The 13128-nt window shown below is 46.5% G+C and carries 14 protein-coding genes and 2 pseudogenes; 2 read left to right on the top strand and 14 right to left on the bottom strand.

The window, feature by feature from the left end:
* Positions 1-2: 2 nt before the first annotated feature.
* From DW743_RS12685 to pta, 5 genes are all read right to left on the bottom strand, one after another.
* Positions 3-788 (bottom strand): hypothetical protein, encoded by a 786-nt coding sequence (locus DW743_RS12685; RefSeq protein WP_055218872.1) that lies wholly within the window; start codon positions 786-788, stop codon positions 3-5.
* Positions 789-995: 207 nt separating this feature from the next.
* Positions 996-1175 (bottom strand): 50S ribosomal protein L32, encoded by a 180-nt coding sequence (rpmF, locus tag DW743_RS12690; RefSeq protein WP_022462729.1) that lies wholly within the window; start codon positions 1173-1175, stop codon positions 996-998.
* 2 nt (positions 1176-1177) lie between these two features.
* Positions 1178-1705, bottom strand: coding sequence for a YceD family protein (locus DW743_RS12695; RefSeq protein ID WP_117761778.1), 528 nt, complete (start codon positions 1703-1705; stop codon positions 1178-1180).
* A gap of 74 nt (positions 1706-1779) precedes the next feature.
* The gene (locus DW743_RS12700) at positions 1780-2976 is read right to left on the bottom strand and encodes an acetate kinase (RefSeq protein WP_022462727.1); all 1197 of its coding nucleotides are present in this window, start codon (positions 2974-2976) and stop codon (positions 1780-1782) included.
* 99 nt (positions 2977-3075) lie between these two features.
* Positions 3076-4071 (bottom strand): phosphate acetyltransferase, encoded by a 996-nt coding sequence (gene pta / locus DW743_RS12705; RefSeq protein WP_022462726.1) that lies wholly within the window; start codon positions 4069-4071, stop codon positions 3076-3078.
* A 215-nt stretch (positions 4072-4286) separates the two neighbouring features.
* On the opposite strand from pta, the gene DW743_RS12710 reads away from it, so the two are divergent.
* Positions 4287-5537 (top strand): tRNA(Met) cytidine acetate ligase, encoded by a 1251-nt coding sequence (locus tag DW743_RS12710; RefSeq protein ID WP_022462725.1) that lies wholly within the window; start codon positions 4287-4289, stop codon positions 5535-5537.
* Here DW743_RS12710 and DW743_RS12715 read toward each other — a convergent pair.
* From DW743_RS12715 to DW743_RS12730, 4 genes and pseudogenes are all read right to left on the bottom strand, one after another.
* Positions 5480-5791 carry a hypothetical protein gene (locus DW743_RS12715; RefSeq protein WP_147326121.1) on the bottom strand — a complete coding sequence of 104 codons (312 nt, stop codon included), beginning with the start codon at positions 5789-5791 and terminating at the stop codon, positions 5480-5482. The genes DW743_RS12710 and DW743_RS12715 overlap by 58 nt on opposite strands.
* A 121-nt stretch (positions 5792-5912) precedes the next feature.
* Positions 5913-6236: pseudogene (locus DW743_RS12720) on the bottom strand (response regulator); the annotation flags it as partial.
* Between the two features lie 239 nt (positions 6237-6475).
* A complete protein-coding gene (locus tag DW743_RS12725; RefSeq protein WP_243004583.1) occupies positions 6476-6661 on the bottom strand; it encodes a hypothetical protein in 186 nt (61 codons plus the stop codon).
* Positions 6662-6748: 87 nt separating this feature from the next.
* On the bottom strand, positions 6749-8923 hold the full coding sequence (locus DW743_RS12730; RefSeq protein ID WP_117761779.1) for a hybrid sensor histidine kinase/response regulator: 2175 nt from the start codon (positions 8921-8923) through the stop codon (positions 6749-6751).
* 480 nt (positions 8924-9403) lie between these two features.
* On the opposite strand from DW743_RS12730, the pseudogene DW743_RS12740 reads away from it, so the two are divergent.
* A pseudogene (locus DW743_RS12740) lies at positions 9404-9586 on the top strand (IS66 family transposase); the annotation flags it as partial.
* Here the strand turns inward: DW743_RS12740 and DW743_RS19085 are convergent.
* From DW743_RS19085 to coaE, 5 genes are all read right to left on the bottom strand, one after another.
* Positions 9507-9746: a hypothetical protein gene (locus tag DW743_RS19085; RefSeq protein WP_438267032.1), complete on the bottom strand. Its 240-nt coding sequence runs from the start codon at positions 9744-9746 to the stop codon at positions 9507-9509. The pseudogene DW743_RS12740 and the gene DW743_RS19085 sit on opposite strands and share 80 nt — an antisense overlap.
* 220 nt (positions 9747-9966) lie before the next feature.
* Positions 9967-11331, bottom strand: a complete 1365-nt coding sequence (locus DW743_RS12750) for a PFL family protein (RefSeq protein ID WP_055267333.1) — start codon at positions 11329-11331, stop codon at positions 9967-9969.
* A 19-nt stretch (positions 11332-11350) separates the two neighbouring features.
* Positions 11351-11623: an ACT domain-containing protein gene (locus tag DW743_RS12755; protein ID WP_022462719.1), complete on the bottom strand. Its 273-nt coding sequence runs from the start codon at positions 11621-11623 to the stop codon at positions 11351-11353.
* A gap of 99 nt (positions 11624-11722) precedes the next feature.
* Entirely contained in the window at positions 11723-12520 is a 798-nt protein-coding gene (locus tag DW743_RS12760; protein WP_117761781.1) for an MBL fold metallo-hydrolase, read from the bottom strand.
* Positions 12507-13106: a dephospho-CoA kinase gene (gene coaE / locus DW743_RS12765; protein WP_117510320.1), complete on the bottom strand. Its 600-nt coding sequence runs from the start codon at positions 13104-13106 to the stop codon at positions 12507-12509. Before coaE ends, DW743_RS12760 begins: the two co-directional genes overlap by 14 nt.
* Positions 13107-13128 lie beyond the last annotated feature (22 nt).

Consider the following 13128-nt stretch of genomic DNA (forward strand, 5'->3'; position numbering starts at 1 on the left):
TCTTAAGAAACCTTGACTCCGCTCGAATTCATCTCATGACCGTCTATGGTTGTATTCCGTGCCATGACACCGGTATCCGGATCCAAATAATATTCCTCACCATCCTGCGTGAACCAGCCGGTCTGCATCTGACCGTTGTCCGCCAGATAATACCATTCTTCTCCGCTCCAGTACCATCCTGTCACCATGTATGAATTTTCATCAAACACGTACCAGTAGCCGTCGATATTCTGCCAGGTATTGGTTGCATAGCTTCCATCATTATTCTGATACTGCCATCCGTTTTCATTCTGAACCCATTTCCCTGCCGGAATTACCGTAACTTCTGTTACCGTACTCGTCGCCATGGAAACGGTATTTCCAACCGTGTTTGTTGCCACAACGTAATAGTAATCTTTGCCCTCCGCCGAAGTATCGACCTGGTATGTCACTTCTGTTGCGCCTTCAATCGGCGTTCCTCCGCCGTTGGAATTTACGTTGTTCTTATACCACTGATATGTTACTGTGCCTTCTCCCGTTATTCCTGCCTCACAAGTCAGCTTTCCAGATGTATTTCCAACGGGAATCTGCAGGCTCTCCACCGGATTTACCGAAAAAACCGGCTTTTCCAGATTGGCATCTACATGAACAGCATCGCTGTCCTCTTTTGAAATATCTACACTGGCCGAAGACGAAACCGTCGTCTCAGTTCCCATCATTTTATCCATCAGACTGTCTGTGGAACATCCTGAGAGGAATACTACACTGCACATGCATGCTGCCAGAAATATGATTCGTCTATTCTTCATATGCTTTGCACTCCTTTTTTATAATTGTTACGAAAATATTGCAATATTGTTTCAATTCTCACCGAGACCATTATAGCACATCACGACACACCACGTCAAATCTTTTATATGACGCTTCCAGACAACCCGCAGAGACAACAAAAAAGCCCCCGGTGACGGGAGCCTTTTGCTGCATTGCACATCGGAACTGATTCCGATTTATGAATATTAGTCCATTGCAACGACTTCTTTTTTGTTGTAAGAACCACAAGCTTTGCAAACTCTGTGCGGCATCATAAGAGCACCACATTTGCTGCATTTTACAAGGTTCGGAGCAGACATTTTCCAGTTTGCTCTTCTCTTATCGCGTCTTGCTTTGGAAGATTTATTCTTAGGACAAATGGACATAGTTACACCTCCTTAAATTTGCTGAATATATCTTTGATTGCAGCCATTCGGGGGTCTAGCCCTGTGGTATCACAATCACAGGTCTGAATATTCAGATTCGCACCACAACGGCTGCAGATTCCTTTACAGTCATCTTTACACAGCACTCGAATCGGCCATTGGACTATGAGTTCATTACGAACCAGTTCTTCCACATCGAGCGCGTCTCCCTCCACAAACGAAGAGTCCTCTTCTTTTTCCTCGCGTTCTTCCTCTGACAGATTCAGATCAATCTGCAGATCGAACTCGAGCTGGAATGGAGTCGCTACCGGTGTCAGGCATCTTGCACATGGAATCTCCATTGTAAGGTCTGCACTGCCGGTGATCGTGATCACACGATTGCCTTCATGCGTAAGGCCAAGGATAACAGGATGTTTTTCGATTACCCGATAGTCCTGCCCGCCGATCGAAAAAGTTTCGGATGTAAGCGGAATTTCATACTTTTCGGACTTTCCGTCCTGCGCAAATAACTTGGTCAGACTGATTTTCATATTGTTCTCCTAATCACACTTTACCAATTATACCCGGGAAGGTAAGAATTGTCAACTGCTTTTTGAATTATTTTTTATTTTCCTTTTACTAACTCTACAGTCTCCTCGCAGATTGCGATTTCCTCGTTGGTCGGGATCACGCATGCTGTAATCTTGGAGCCTTCTTTGGTGATGATCTTCTCAACGCCGCGGCAGTTATTTGCCTCAGAATCGAATTCCAGACCCATGAACTCAAATGCTTTGCAGATGGTCTCACGAAGCGGAATAGCGTTCTCTCCAAGGCCTGCGGTGAAGGTGATCACATCTACGCCGCCCATAGCTGCGATGTAGGAACCGATGTATTTGATAATGCGGTAAGCGTATGCTTCCAGACAGTTGATGGCATCCTGATTGCCTGCCTCTGCTGCTGCAGATACATCACGGTAATCGCTGGAGATGCCGGTCATGCCGAGCATACCGGATTTCTTGTTCAGAATGTTCAGAACCTCGGATACGGTCAGGTTCTCTTTGTTGCACAGATACTCAACAAAAGCCGGATCGATATCTCCGGAACGGGTTCCCATGATCACACCTTCGAGCGGGGTAAGGCCCATGGAGGTATCTACACATTTGCCGTTCTTTACAGCGGAAAGGGAAGCACCATTTCCCATATGGCATACGATGATCTTCAGATCGTTGTAGTCTTTGCCAAGGAACTCTGCGGTTCTCTTGGATACGAATTTATGAGAAGTTCCGTGGAAGCCGTATTTACGGATTGCGTATTTCTCATAGTACTCTTTCGGAATACCGTACATATATGCTTTCGGAGGCATGGTCTGATGGAATGCGGTATCAAATACTGCTACGTTCGGAACGCCCGGCATCAGTTTCATGCAGGCATTGATTCCCATCAGGTTTGCCGGATTGTGCAGAGGACCGAGGTCAGCGCACTCCTCGATAACTTTGATTACTTCGTCATCGATGATAACAGAGTTTGTGATCTTCATTCCGCCGTGCAGAACGCGGTGTCCGATGGCATCTACTTCTTCCAGGCTCTTGATGACGCCGCTCTTCTCGTTTACCAGAGCGTCCAGAACCATCTGGATTGCCTCTACGTGTGTCGGCATTGCTGCTTCTGTTACCTCTTTTTCGCCGTTCTTTGGCTCATAAACGAGGCGTCCGTCGATACCGATTCTCTCACAGAGTCCTTTTGCCAGGACGTCACGGTTATCGTAATTGATCAGCTGGAATTTCAGAGAGGAACTTCCGCAGTTTACTACTAATACGTTCATTTCTAAATTCTCCTATTTTAAAATTCTTATTAAAACTTCTGGCCGGCCTGTTCTCCGCAGCCGGCCAGAAAACCGCTTGTAATTGGTTTTATTTCGTGCTTACTGTGCCTGGCACTGTACAGCAGTGATTGCTACAACACCAACGATATCCTCTGCGGAGCATCCACGGGACAGATCGTTGACTGGAGCTGCGATACCCTGCGTCATCGGGCCGTATGCTTCTGCTTTTGCCAGTCTCTGTACCAGTTTGTATCCGATGTTTCCGGCATCCAGATCCGGGAAGATCAGAACGTTTGCTTTTCCTGCTACTTTGCTGTCCGGAGCTTTGGATGCACCTACGCTTGGAACGATAGCGGCATCAAGCTGCAGCTCGCCGTCGAGTGCGAGATCCGGGTTTGCTTCTTTTGCAATTCTGGTAGCCTCAACAACTTTGTCTACATCAGCATGTTTTGCACTTCCTTTGGAGGAGTGGGAAAGCATAGCAACTCTTGGCTCGTTTCCGGTCAGCATGCGGTAGGACTCTGCGGAAGACTCTGCGATTGCAGCCAGCTCTTCCGGATTCGGGTTCTGGTTCAGACCACAGTCACCGAATACGAATACACCGTCATCGCCGTACTCGCAGTCCGGAACTACCATCAGGAAGAATGCGGATACGAGTTTTGTGCCTGGTTTGGTCTTTAAGATCTGCAGGCATGGACGTAAGGTGTTTGCGGTAGAATGGCAGGCACCGGAAACAAGTCCGTCTGCATCTCCCATTTTAACCATCATAACGCCATAATATGTATAGTCATTCAGGATGGTCTCTCTTGCTTTCTCCGGAGTCATGCCTTTCTTTGCACGAAGCTCTACCAGCTTATCTACATAAGCCTGTGTTTTCTCGTTTTTCTCTGGATCTACAATAGTAGCTTTGGAGACATCCAGTCCCTCGCTGCCTTTCTTTACTGCCTCTTCGCTTCCGATGATGATCAGATTTGCAAGGTCCTCTTTCAGGATCTGTGCAGCAGCCTCATATGTTCTTCTGTCTTCTGACTCTGGCAGTACAATTGTTTTTTTGTCTGCTTTTGCTCTTGCTTTAATTGTGTCAATAAATCCCATGATCTTTTGACTCCTTTCGATAAATTTACTCGATATTCTCATTGTAGTACGCTTTTTGCCCTTTCGCAAGTATAAAATTCAAAACAACTGGACAAAAAATCCAAAACGGAGGAATTCTTGCATTCCTTTTCTGTTTTTGTTACGATAGGGCTATGTGATCCGCGGTTCCTCTCTATTTGGAATCGTGCTATTTTTTTCGAAAGAAGGTACGTTTTATGACCATTACCGCAGTCATTGCAGAATATAATCCTTTTCATAACGGCCATGCTTATCAGCTGGCAAAAGCCAGGGAGCTTACCGGGGCGGACTATCTTGTCGTGATTATGAGCGGCGATTTCGTCCAGCGCGGCGCACCTGCGATTCTTGACCAACACGACCGTGCGGAGCTGGCGCTTCTTGGCGGCGCGGACCTTATCTTACAGCTTCCGTGTCACTTTGCACTCGGCAGTGCACAGCATTTCGCACGCGGGGCGGTATCGCTTCTTACTGCGCTTGGCTGTGTCGATTTTCTCTGCTTTGGCAGTGAATATGGAGACACGGCGCCGTTTCTGGAACTCGCTGATGTTCTGCTCCACGAGCCGGAGGAATACCGTGAGCTGCTCTCCGGTCTGCTTCGGAACGGACTTTCCTTCCCGACGGCGCGCGCACAGGCACTTTCCGCTTATTTTTCTGACAGCGCTTCCTTCTCTTCGCTTTCAAAAGAAGAACTTGATACCTTTTTAAAAGAACCAAACAATATTTTAGGCATTGAATATGTCCAGGCACTTCTGCTGTCACAAAGCCGCATTCGGCCGGTAACGATCCGCCGGGAGGGCAGCGGCTACCACGAAGGAGCGCTTTTCACACAGGCACTCCCTTCTGCTACAGCAATGCGGAATCTTCTTTTTTCCAATCCGCATAAGGGTCCGGAACTGTCCGCGCTCGCCTCCTGCATGCCGGAAGCAGTCTATCCCGCTTTCCAGGACGCCGTCACCGCACACGGCCTGCTTTCCAGCGATGATTTCAGCCTGCTCCTCGCCGCGCGGCTCCTCACAGAAACGAAGGAATCCCTTTCCTCTTATCTTGATCTTTCGCCGGATCTTGCCAATCGCATCCTCCGCCAGCGCCACGCATGCTCCTCATTCTCGGAGTTCGCCCTGCAGCTCAAAACAAAAGAGATGACCTACACCCGCATCAGCCGTGCCCTGATGCATCTGCTTCTGAACCAGAAAACATTGTACCCGGCCGGCTATAACCGTGTTCTCGGTTTCCGAAAAAGTGCCGGTGCATTGTTAAAAGAGATTAGAAGACGTTCTTCTCTGCCGCTCATTGCCAAGGCAGCCGACGCCCCGCGGCTTCTTACCGGCGATGCACTTGCCGCCTTTGAGAGCGATATACAGGCCTCTCTTTTTTACGAGACTGTCCGTTCTCACAAAACAGGGACACCGTTCGTCCATGAATACACAAAAAAGCTGGTTCTGTTATAGAACCAGCTTTTTTCCAGCAGCAGCATCATCTGCTGCTGTGGAACTGTATAGTCCTCCACAAACAGGAAAACATTTTTTGTATCTGCACTTTCTCTTGTAAAGTCAAACTGCATGAAACGCATCTCACCATTCAGTATAAAATTGATCATAACATGATGCATGATGTGTTCTGCTGTTCCCTGTGTGATTGCTTCCATCGTCATCTGCTGTTTTATCCGATTAAGATCATCTATATTGCCAGATGCATAACGCATGAGTATCTTCAAAATCAATGTACAGGATTTCTATATAATGATTTTTAAGAGCTTTTTCATATATTGCAGCCTGAACCGCTTTCTCCAACAACTGAATTCCTCCTTGTTTTCTCATGTACTATTAATGCTTCATAGCACTCCCGCTATAAATTACTTTCATCAGTAATTCCACATCAACAGGCTTAGCAACATGTTCATTCATCCCTGCTTCTTTTGCCCTTATTCTGTCCTCCGTGAACGCATTTGCTGTCATTGCAATGATCGGTATTTTCTTTGCATCCTCTCTGTCCAGAGACCTAATCATCTTTGTAGCTTCATAACCATTCATGACCGGCATCATAATGTCCATAAGAATGACATCAAATTCACCAGGTTCACTATTTCTGAACAGTTCAACAGCTTCCTGACCATCCCATGTTTTTGTCACGTCGGCACCTTTTTTCTTTCAGGAAATCCTCTCTTAGCTGCCCGCCGTTTTCTGTTTCCATTTTAATATTTTTACTCATTTGTCTGGCACTTTCAATGGCACGGAGGAGACTTTTGGATTCCGAAGATTCATTATAATGGGTGTAGTGGAACACTGCACTTTCACATAGTTTACAATCTCCACCATTCTTTTCTCTGCTTCTGCTTTTTCTGCGTGGAAGAAATAAAACAGAGAGACTACAGCTACACAGATTCCTATCAGACCGCCGAGCAGCTGGATCCGTTTTTCTCCACCTCCAGATACTTCTGGGGATCATCCAGGTATTTTTCAATGATTTTCAGGGATGTGCCATCCAGACGCATCTCTTCCTGTGTCTGGCCCATCTGCTCACAGATTCCCCTGTCATCCTCTTTTGCAAAAGCAACGCCTATTCCGGTGATCATCAGAGGCTCTTCCAGGATACGGAAGCGTCCTAATAAAATTACTATAGTTTTTCTTAATTTCAATGAATGATTATGTTTTTGCTTTTACTACCCCTTTTTTGTCAGCAGTTTTGTGATCGCTCTTTTTAATCGCGGAATATCAATCGGCTTTCCAATATGTTCATTCATCCCGGCCTCCAGACATGCTTTCCGATCTTCCTCAAAAGCATTTGCCGTCATGGCAATGATTGGAATCTTTTTGGCATCTTCACGTTCCAGCATACGAATTGCTTTTGTTGCTTCCAGCCCATCCATTACCGGCATCATCACATCCATGATGATGACATCATACTCATCCAACCTGGAATTCTGAAATATTTCAAATGCCTCTTTTCCGTTTTTCGCTTCTGTAATGTTCAGATGCTCCTCCCCCAGGATTGCATGGGCTATCTCCATATTAATGACATTATCTTCAACAAGAAGCACCCGTTTTCCTGACAGATCCATGTCCTGTGAGTAGCTGTCCTTCTGTGAATCATTATTTTCAACCAAATAATCTATTTCAAATGGAACCGTAACCGTAAACGTGCTTCCTACATTTTCTTCGCTTTCCAGTTCTATCGTTCCACCCATCCGTTCAACAATATCTTTGACAATCGAAAGTCCCAGACCGGAGCCACTGAATGTTGTAGTTGACTGTTTGCCTTCCTGCGCAAAAGCATCAAACGCATGTTTTTGAAATTCTTCACTCATACCAAGACCGGTATCTGAACATACAAACTGAAAAACAGCTATATTCCCATCATCCGATAATTCTTCGCATTGAACATTCACTGTTCCATGAAAATGATTGTATTTAATCGCGTTGGAAGAAAGATTCATTAAAACCCTGCTCAGATGTACCGGACTTCCAATCAAATATCTGTGGCGGATTGTGCTTGCTTCCACGCCGCCTTCAAATCTTACACCATTCTCATAAGCACTCATTGCAACAACCGTCAGATTATTCCTTAACAGTTCTGCCAGATCAAAGGATTTATGTTCCAACACAAGGGAACCGGATTCCAGTTTGCTGATATCCAGGACATTGTTGATCAGATTTTGCAGATAATCGGCGGACTGAAGTACCTTCTTCCTGCATTCCCTTAACTTGACCACATCATTGTTATATTTTTCAGCGATATGGATCATCCCCACGATTCCGTTTAGCGGTGTACGGATATCGTGGCTCATACGCCGGAGAAAGGCTGTTTTTGAAAGATTCGCGCGATGAGCATCTTCCATGCTTTCCTTAAGCTGTTTCTGATACATGAGTTCCCGTGATTTTTCTTCCGTAATATCTCGTACGACATAAAGCACATCCACAGCGTTTCCATGTGCATCTCTGCTCTTTACAATAAATCTGGCCAGCCGCCATTCTCCGTTTACTCCCATAAATTCAATCGAAACAGAATTCGTATTACGAAGTCTCTCTGTCAATGTATCAAAGTCAAGAAACTCCCGGTATTTTTCTCTCTCTTCCTGGGCGGCAAATGCTGTTGGAAGTCTTTCCATAACATCATCAATTTTCCCCTTTTGTCCAAGGATTTTTTGCACAAGGTCATGGCCTTTCAAAAGCTCATATGTCCGCTCTTTAACATTGGCTTGTACGATTGTTACATACAACGTAGCAATTGCGGCAATAATCTCTGACCTCTTTGTCGCCTCATCAAGAGCCTTTTTCAACAGTACCGTACTTTTCAGATTTTCCCTCACACATCCAAGATGTCCGCCAACATCAGACAGCAGTGTAATGGAAATCTCATTCTGCCTCAAATCAGGATTATCTACCCCGATGAATCCATTCATCTGATGATTGGCATAAATCGGCACCGCAATCAAGGAACATATTTCCTGTGTTTTTAACAATTCATATTCTTCCGGTTCAGAATTTTTTGTCGCTTCCAGATCATGAATCACGATTACTTCCTTGTTTTCAAATCGTTTCACCCAGTTCGGCATCGAACTGACCGGGATTGCCTGAAGGTTATCTATCTCTGGTGCCACTCCATCGGCACACCATTCAAATGTATTGCTCAGACTGTCCTTCTGATCGGTTTCCCAGTCAAAAACATATACCCGGTCTGCCCCTGTATAGTTTCCAATCGCCTGCAACAAAGAGTGAATGATTTCTGACAGCTCCTGCTCATTTTCCACCTGATCCATAAGCGATATCTGATGCAGGATCGTGTCCATACTATGTAATTTTATTTGATAGAGTTCCTGAATCTCTTTTGTTTTCATTTTCTATCCCCCCCTGCAGTAAAACTATTATGGTTACGTCTGTGAAATAACACCGTAAGAAAGGATCCTGCTACGGCAGGATTCTCCGCTTAAACTTATGCAAAAAAACTGGTTTTATTATACTGTAACACTTTACTGCACACAAGAAAAACATTACCTTTTAGCGTTAAAAGGCAAAAAAAGAACAGCAACTGTGCCAAAAGTTCCAGTGATGTGTATCAAAAACGGAAATGGACTTTCGGCAGATATATTTTCTTCTGTTTCTCTGTCTTCAGGATCAGATGGAGGAACTGACAAAACAGACACAGACCCGCAATGATAAGATGCAGCTGATGATGGAACAGATCGTGCTGTCCAATAAGAGCAGCCAAAAAGAAAAAACAGATCGGCAAAAAGAATGAAAACAGCTTCCAGATGCCATATCCAGATGTTACCGCTTTGTGCCTGAAAAGTCGAAGTTGAGGAACATCATATTTTGGAGATCTGAAGATCGCAGGGTGCTGGGTACATTACAGGCGCAAGTTCCATGAGGCACTGGAGGTCATACCGAAAGATCTGAGGAAACAGTCTGTTTTGTACCTCATCATGAACCAGATCCGTGCGATTTACCGGGAGGAAGGAAAGCTTTCCGGTCTTTCATCAGACGAACGGACTGCCCATCGACTTTTACATAATAAATTCCGCTGATCCATTTAGATTCCTGCAGCGCTCCGTTCTTATCCATGTAATACCATTTTCCACCGATCTTCTGCCAGCCAGTCTGCATTTTGCCGTTTTTGTTCAAATAATACTTTGTGTTTTCTATGGCGGCCTTCACATCCACATCCGCAGAGGTATTGCTAGAACAACGGCTGCTACCGCTGAAGTTCCCCGTAATAATTCATTTTTTCTTACACTTTTTATGGGTTGCAAGTAAAATTATCAGTATGTAATATATCATACTATACATTCCTTAAAATTACTATTTTTATTTGCGCAGATAGTAAAAAAGCCGGCAGCGATCCTTTCCATTCAGGATCACTGCCGGCTTTTCAGCTGTCTTTTTAGTTTTTAAACGAATGAATCGGAGCCGGGATTCTTCCGGTGCGGTTGACGAATGCCTCGCAGGAGAAGTTGTTGACCGGCATGATCGGTGCATAGCCGAGGAGGCCGCCGAATTCTACGGTCTCGCCCACGCCTTTTCCGATGACCGGGATCAGGCGGACTGCCGTTGTTTTCTGGTTGACCATACCGATGGCAAGCTCATCTGCGATGATTCCGGAGATGGTCGATGCTTTCGTGTCTCCCGGGATGGCGATCATGTCAAGGCCTACAGAGCAGACACAAGTCATAGCTTCCAGCTTCTCGATGGTCAACGCACCGTCGTTGACTGCGTTGATCATACCCTGGTCCTCAGAAACCGGGATGAATGCGCCGGAGAGACCGCCGACATAGGAAGATGCCATAACACCGCCCTTTTTCACCTGATCGTTCAGAAGTGCCAGCGCTGCTGTCGTTCCCGGTGCACCTGCGTGCTCGAGGCCGATCTCCTCAAGGATATCCGCAACGGAATCTCCGATCGCCGGAGTCGGTGCCAGGGAAAGGTCAATGATACCAAACGGAATGTTCAGCCGCTTGGAAGCCTCCTGTGCAACGAGCTGGCCGACACGCGTTACCTTAAATGCGGTCTTCTTGATCGTCTCGCAGAGTACCTCAAAGTTCTCGCCGCGTACTTTTTCCAGAGCATGTTTGACAACACCAGGGCCGGAAACGCCGACATTGATGATGGCATCCGCCTCGGTTACGCCGTGGAAAGCGCCTGCCATGAACGGGTTGTCGTCCGGTGCATTGCAGAAAACAACGAGTTTTGCGCATCCAAGGCAGTTGTTCTCTTTGCTTGCCTCCGCCGTCTTCTTGATGATCTCACCCATCAGTTTGACAGCATCCATGTTGATACCGGTTTTGGTAGAGCCAAGGTTGATGGAGCTGCAGACAAAATCCGTAACAGCCAGTGCCTGCGGGATAGAACGGATCAGAAGCTCATCTGCTGTCGTCATACCTTTGCTTACCAGAGCGGAATAGCCGCCGAGGAAATTGACGCCGACTTCTTTTGCCGCACGGTCCAGAGTCTGTGCAATCGTCACGAAATCCTCCGGCGTTCTGCAGGCTGCTGCGCCGACTAAGGCAATCGGGGTAACGGAAATTCTCTTGTTTACAATCGGAATACCGAACTCGCCCTCGATCTCCTCACCTACGGAAACCAGATTTCTGGCAGTCGTCGTGATTTTGTCGTAGATTTTGCGGTTCAGCTTGTCAAGATTGGAGTCGATACAGTCCATAAGACTGATTCCAAGGGTAATGGTACGAACGTCCAGATTCTCTTTTTCGATCATCTCGTTCGTTTCCTTTACTTCAAACAGATTTATCATGTCGTTTTTCTCCTTCGCTTTAGATACGGTGCATCATATTGAAAATATCTTCATGCTGGCAGCGGATGACAACGCCGATGGAACTTCCAAGCTCCTCCAGATCTTTTGCAAGCTCTGCGTTGGATTTCTCGCTCTTGGAGACGTCCGTTACCATCATCATGTTGAAATATCCCTGCACAATCGTCTGAGAAATGTCTTCGATGTTTACCTGGTTCTCTGCCAGATAATTACATACCTTTGCGATAATGCCCACGGTGTCCTTGCCTACGACAGTGATAATTGTCTTCTTCATGTTTCCATTCTCCTTTTTCTGGTTTTATGTCAAAGCCCCGGAAAAACCGGTAATGGCGGCCTTGCGAAAAACATGGTATGTAGCTCTAAAAATGTATATTTAAACCTCAATTAACGGTGATACTTCGCTTCTTTTAGCGACAGCGAGATGAAAATCACCCGAGTGATACGGATTATCACCCGTTGTGACCTCGCAGGCCACGGTTTCAAAGGCCAGTGCCTCATAATTATTTTCCTTGCTCAGATGGCCGAGCAGCACTTCCTGCAGATTGTCGTGCAGAATCTCGCAGAGGAGATGGCCTGCCGCCAGGTTCGATAAATGGCCTTTCGCCCCGGCGATCCGCTGTTTTAACGGATACGGGTACGGTCCGACCGCAAGCATGTTCTCGTCGTGATTTGCCTCTAACAAAACGGCATCCAGCCCGGTCAGATTCTGAACCGTGTAATCGCTGTAGACACCAAGGTCCGTCGCGATCGCAATTGATTTCCCGCCGGACTCCATCCGGTAGCCGACCGGCTCTGCCGCATCGTGAGAGATCGTAAACGGATGTACGGCGATGTCTCCCAGTGTAAACGTGTCATCCGCGTGAATCATGTGGAAAATCCCCTCCGGGAACTTTCCAAGGCTCTTCGTCTGCTGCATCGCCTGAATTGTTCCATCCGTTGCGTAAATCGGAATACCGTACCGGCGCGCCAGCACGCCAAGGCCCTGGATATGATCGGAATGCTCATGTGTCACGAGAATGCCGTCCAGCTCCTTCGCACTGCGATCGAGAACAGCCAGTCCCGCCTCCACGCGCTTTCCGCTGATGCCCGCATCGATCAGAAGGCTTGTGGTCTCGCTTCCCGCGAAAATGCAGTTTCCGCTCGAACCACTTGCAATACTACAAAGTTTCATATTTTTTCATCCTATGGTCTAACTGTTTTTTTGTTTCCTCAAAATCGCCGCTGTTGTCGATTTCAAAATCGCAGTGGCTGCTGAATTCATCCTCGGAAAGCTGATTTGCCATGATTTCGCGAACTTTCTTCTCGGAATAGCCGCGTCCTTCGATCAATCGCTCCTTCCGGACTTCTTCATCCGCATAAATATACCACAGTTCATCACAAATTTCATCATATTTTTCTTCGATTAAGAGTGCAGCCTCCACAAAGACGTATTCCGTCCCTGCTTTTTCCGCGGCTGCAATGGCTTTTTTGATATACCGTTTTACCGCCGGATGAACGATCGCATTCAGGGCTTTTAACTTTTCTTCGTCCTGAAAAACGATCTCAGCAATCCGTTTCCGGTCAAGTTCGCCGGTCTCTGTGGTGATCTGTCTGCCGAACAGCTTCACAATCTCTCCATAGCATTCGCCGCCCGGCAGCATCACAAGGTAACCTGCCTCGTCCGCCTGGATCACCGTTGCATCATAATTCTGTCCAAGGTACGTGAGCACTTCGCTTTTTCCGGCGCCCACGCCGCCTGTAATTCCAAAAACTTTCATTCTTTTGTATCCTTTCGCTCCT

Origin of the sequence: Blautia sp. AM28-27, assembly GCF_003480905.1 — a bacterium.
Lineage (GTDB): Bacteria > Bacillota > Clostridia > Lachnospirales > Lachnospiraceae > Fusicatenibacter > Fusicatenibacter saccharivorans.

What these genes read in the sequence shown, in the direction of transcription:
- DW743_RS12760 (WP_117761781.1), bottom strand. Translation starts at nt 12,520, where the DNA reads ATGAAACTTTGTAGTATTGCAAGTGGTTCGAGCGGAAACTGCATTTTC.
- DW743_RS12700 (WP_022462727.1), bottom strand. Translation starts at nt 2,976, where the DNA reads ATGAACGTATTAGTAGTAAACTGCGGAAGTTCCTCTCTGAAATTCCAG.
- DW743_RS12710 (WP_022462725.1), top strand. Translation starts at nt 4,287, where the DNA reads ATGACCATTACCGCAGTCATTGCAGAATATAATCCTTTTCATAACGGC.
- pta (WP_022462726.1), bottom strand. Translation starts at nt 4,071, where the DNA reads ATGGGATTTATTGACACAATTAAAGCAAGAGCAAAAGCAGACAAAAAA.
- DW743_RS12725 (WP_243004583.1), bottom strand. Translation starts at nt 6,661, where the DNA reads ATGATCACCGGAATAGGCGTTGCTTTTGCAAAAGAGGATGACAGGGGA.
- DW743_RS12730 (WP_117761779.1), bottom strand. Translation starts at nt 8,923, where the DNA reads ATGAAAACAAAAGAGATTCAGGAACTCTATCAAATAAAATTACATAGT.
- rpmF (WP_022462729.1), bottom strand. Translation starts at nt 1,175, where the DNA reads ATGTCCATTTGTCCTAAGAATAAATCTTCCAAAGCAAGACGCGATAAG.
- coaE (WP_117510320.1), bottom strand. Translation starts at nt 13,106, where the DNA reads ATGAAAGTTTTTGGAATTACAGGCGGCGTGGGCGCCGGAAAAAGCGAA.
- DW743_RS12715 (WP_147326121.1), bottom strand. Translation starts at nt 5,791, where the DNA reads ATGCGTTATGCATCTGGCAATATAGATGATCTTAATCGGATAAAACAG.
- DW743_RS12695 (WP_117761778.1), bottom strand. Translation starts at nt 1,705, where the DNA reads ATGAAAATCAGTCTGACCAAGTTATTTGCGCAGGACGGAAAGTCCGAA.
- DW743_RS12755 (WP_022462719.1), bottom strand. Translation starts at nt 11,623, where the DNA reads ATGAAGAAGACAATTATCACTGTCGTAGGCAAGGACACCGTGGGCATT.
- DW743_RS12685 (WP_055218872.1), bottom strand. Translation starts at nt 788, where the DNA reads ATGAAGAATAGACGAATCATATTTCTGGCAGCATGCATGTGCAGTGTA.
- DW743_RS12750 (WP_055267333.1), bottom strand. Translation starts at nt 11,331, where the DNA reads ATGATAAATCTGTTTGAAGTAAAGGAAACGAACGAGATGATCGAAAAA.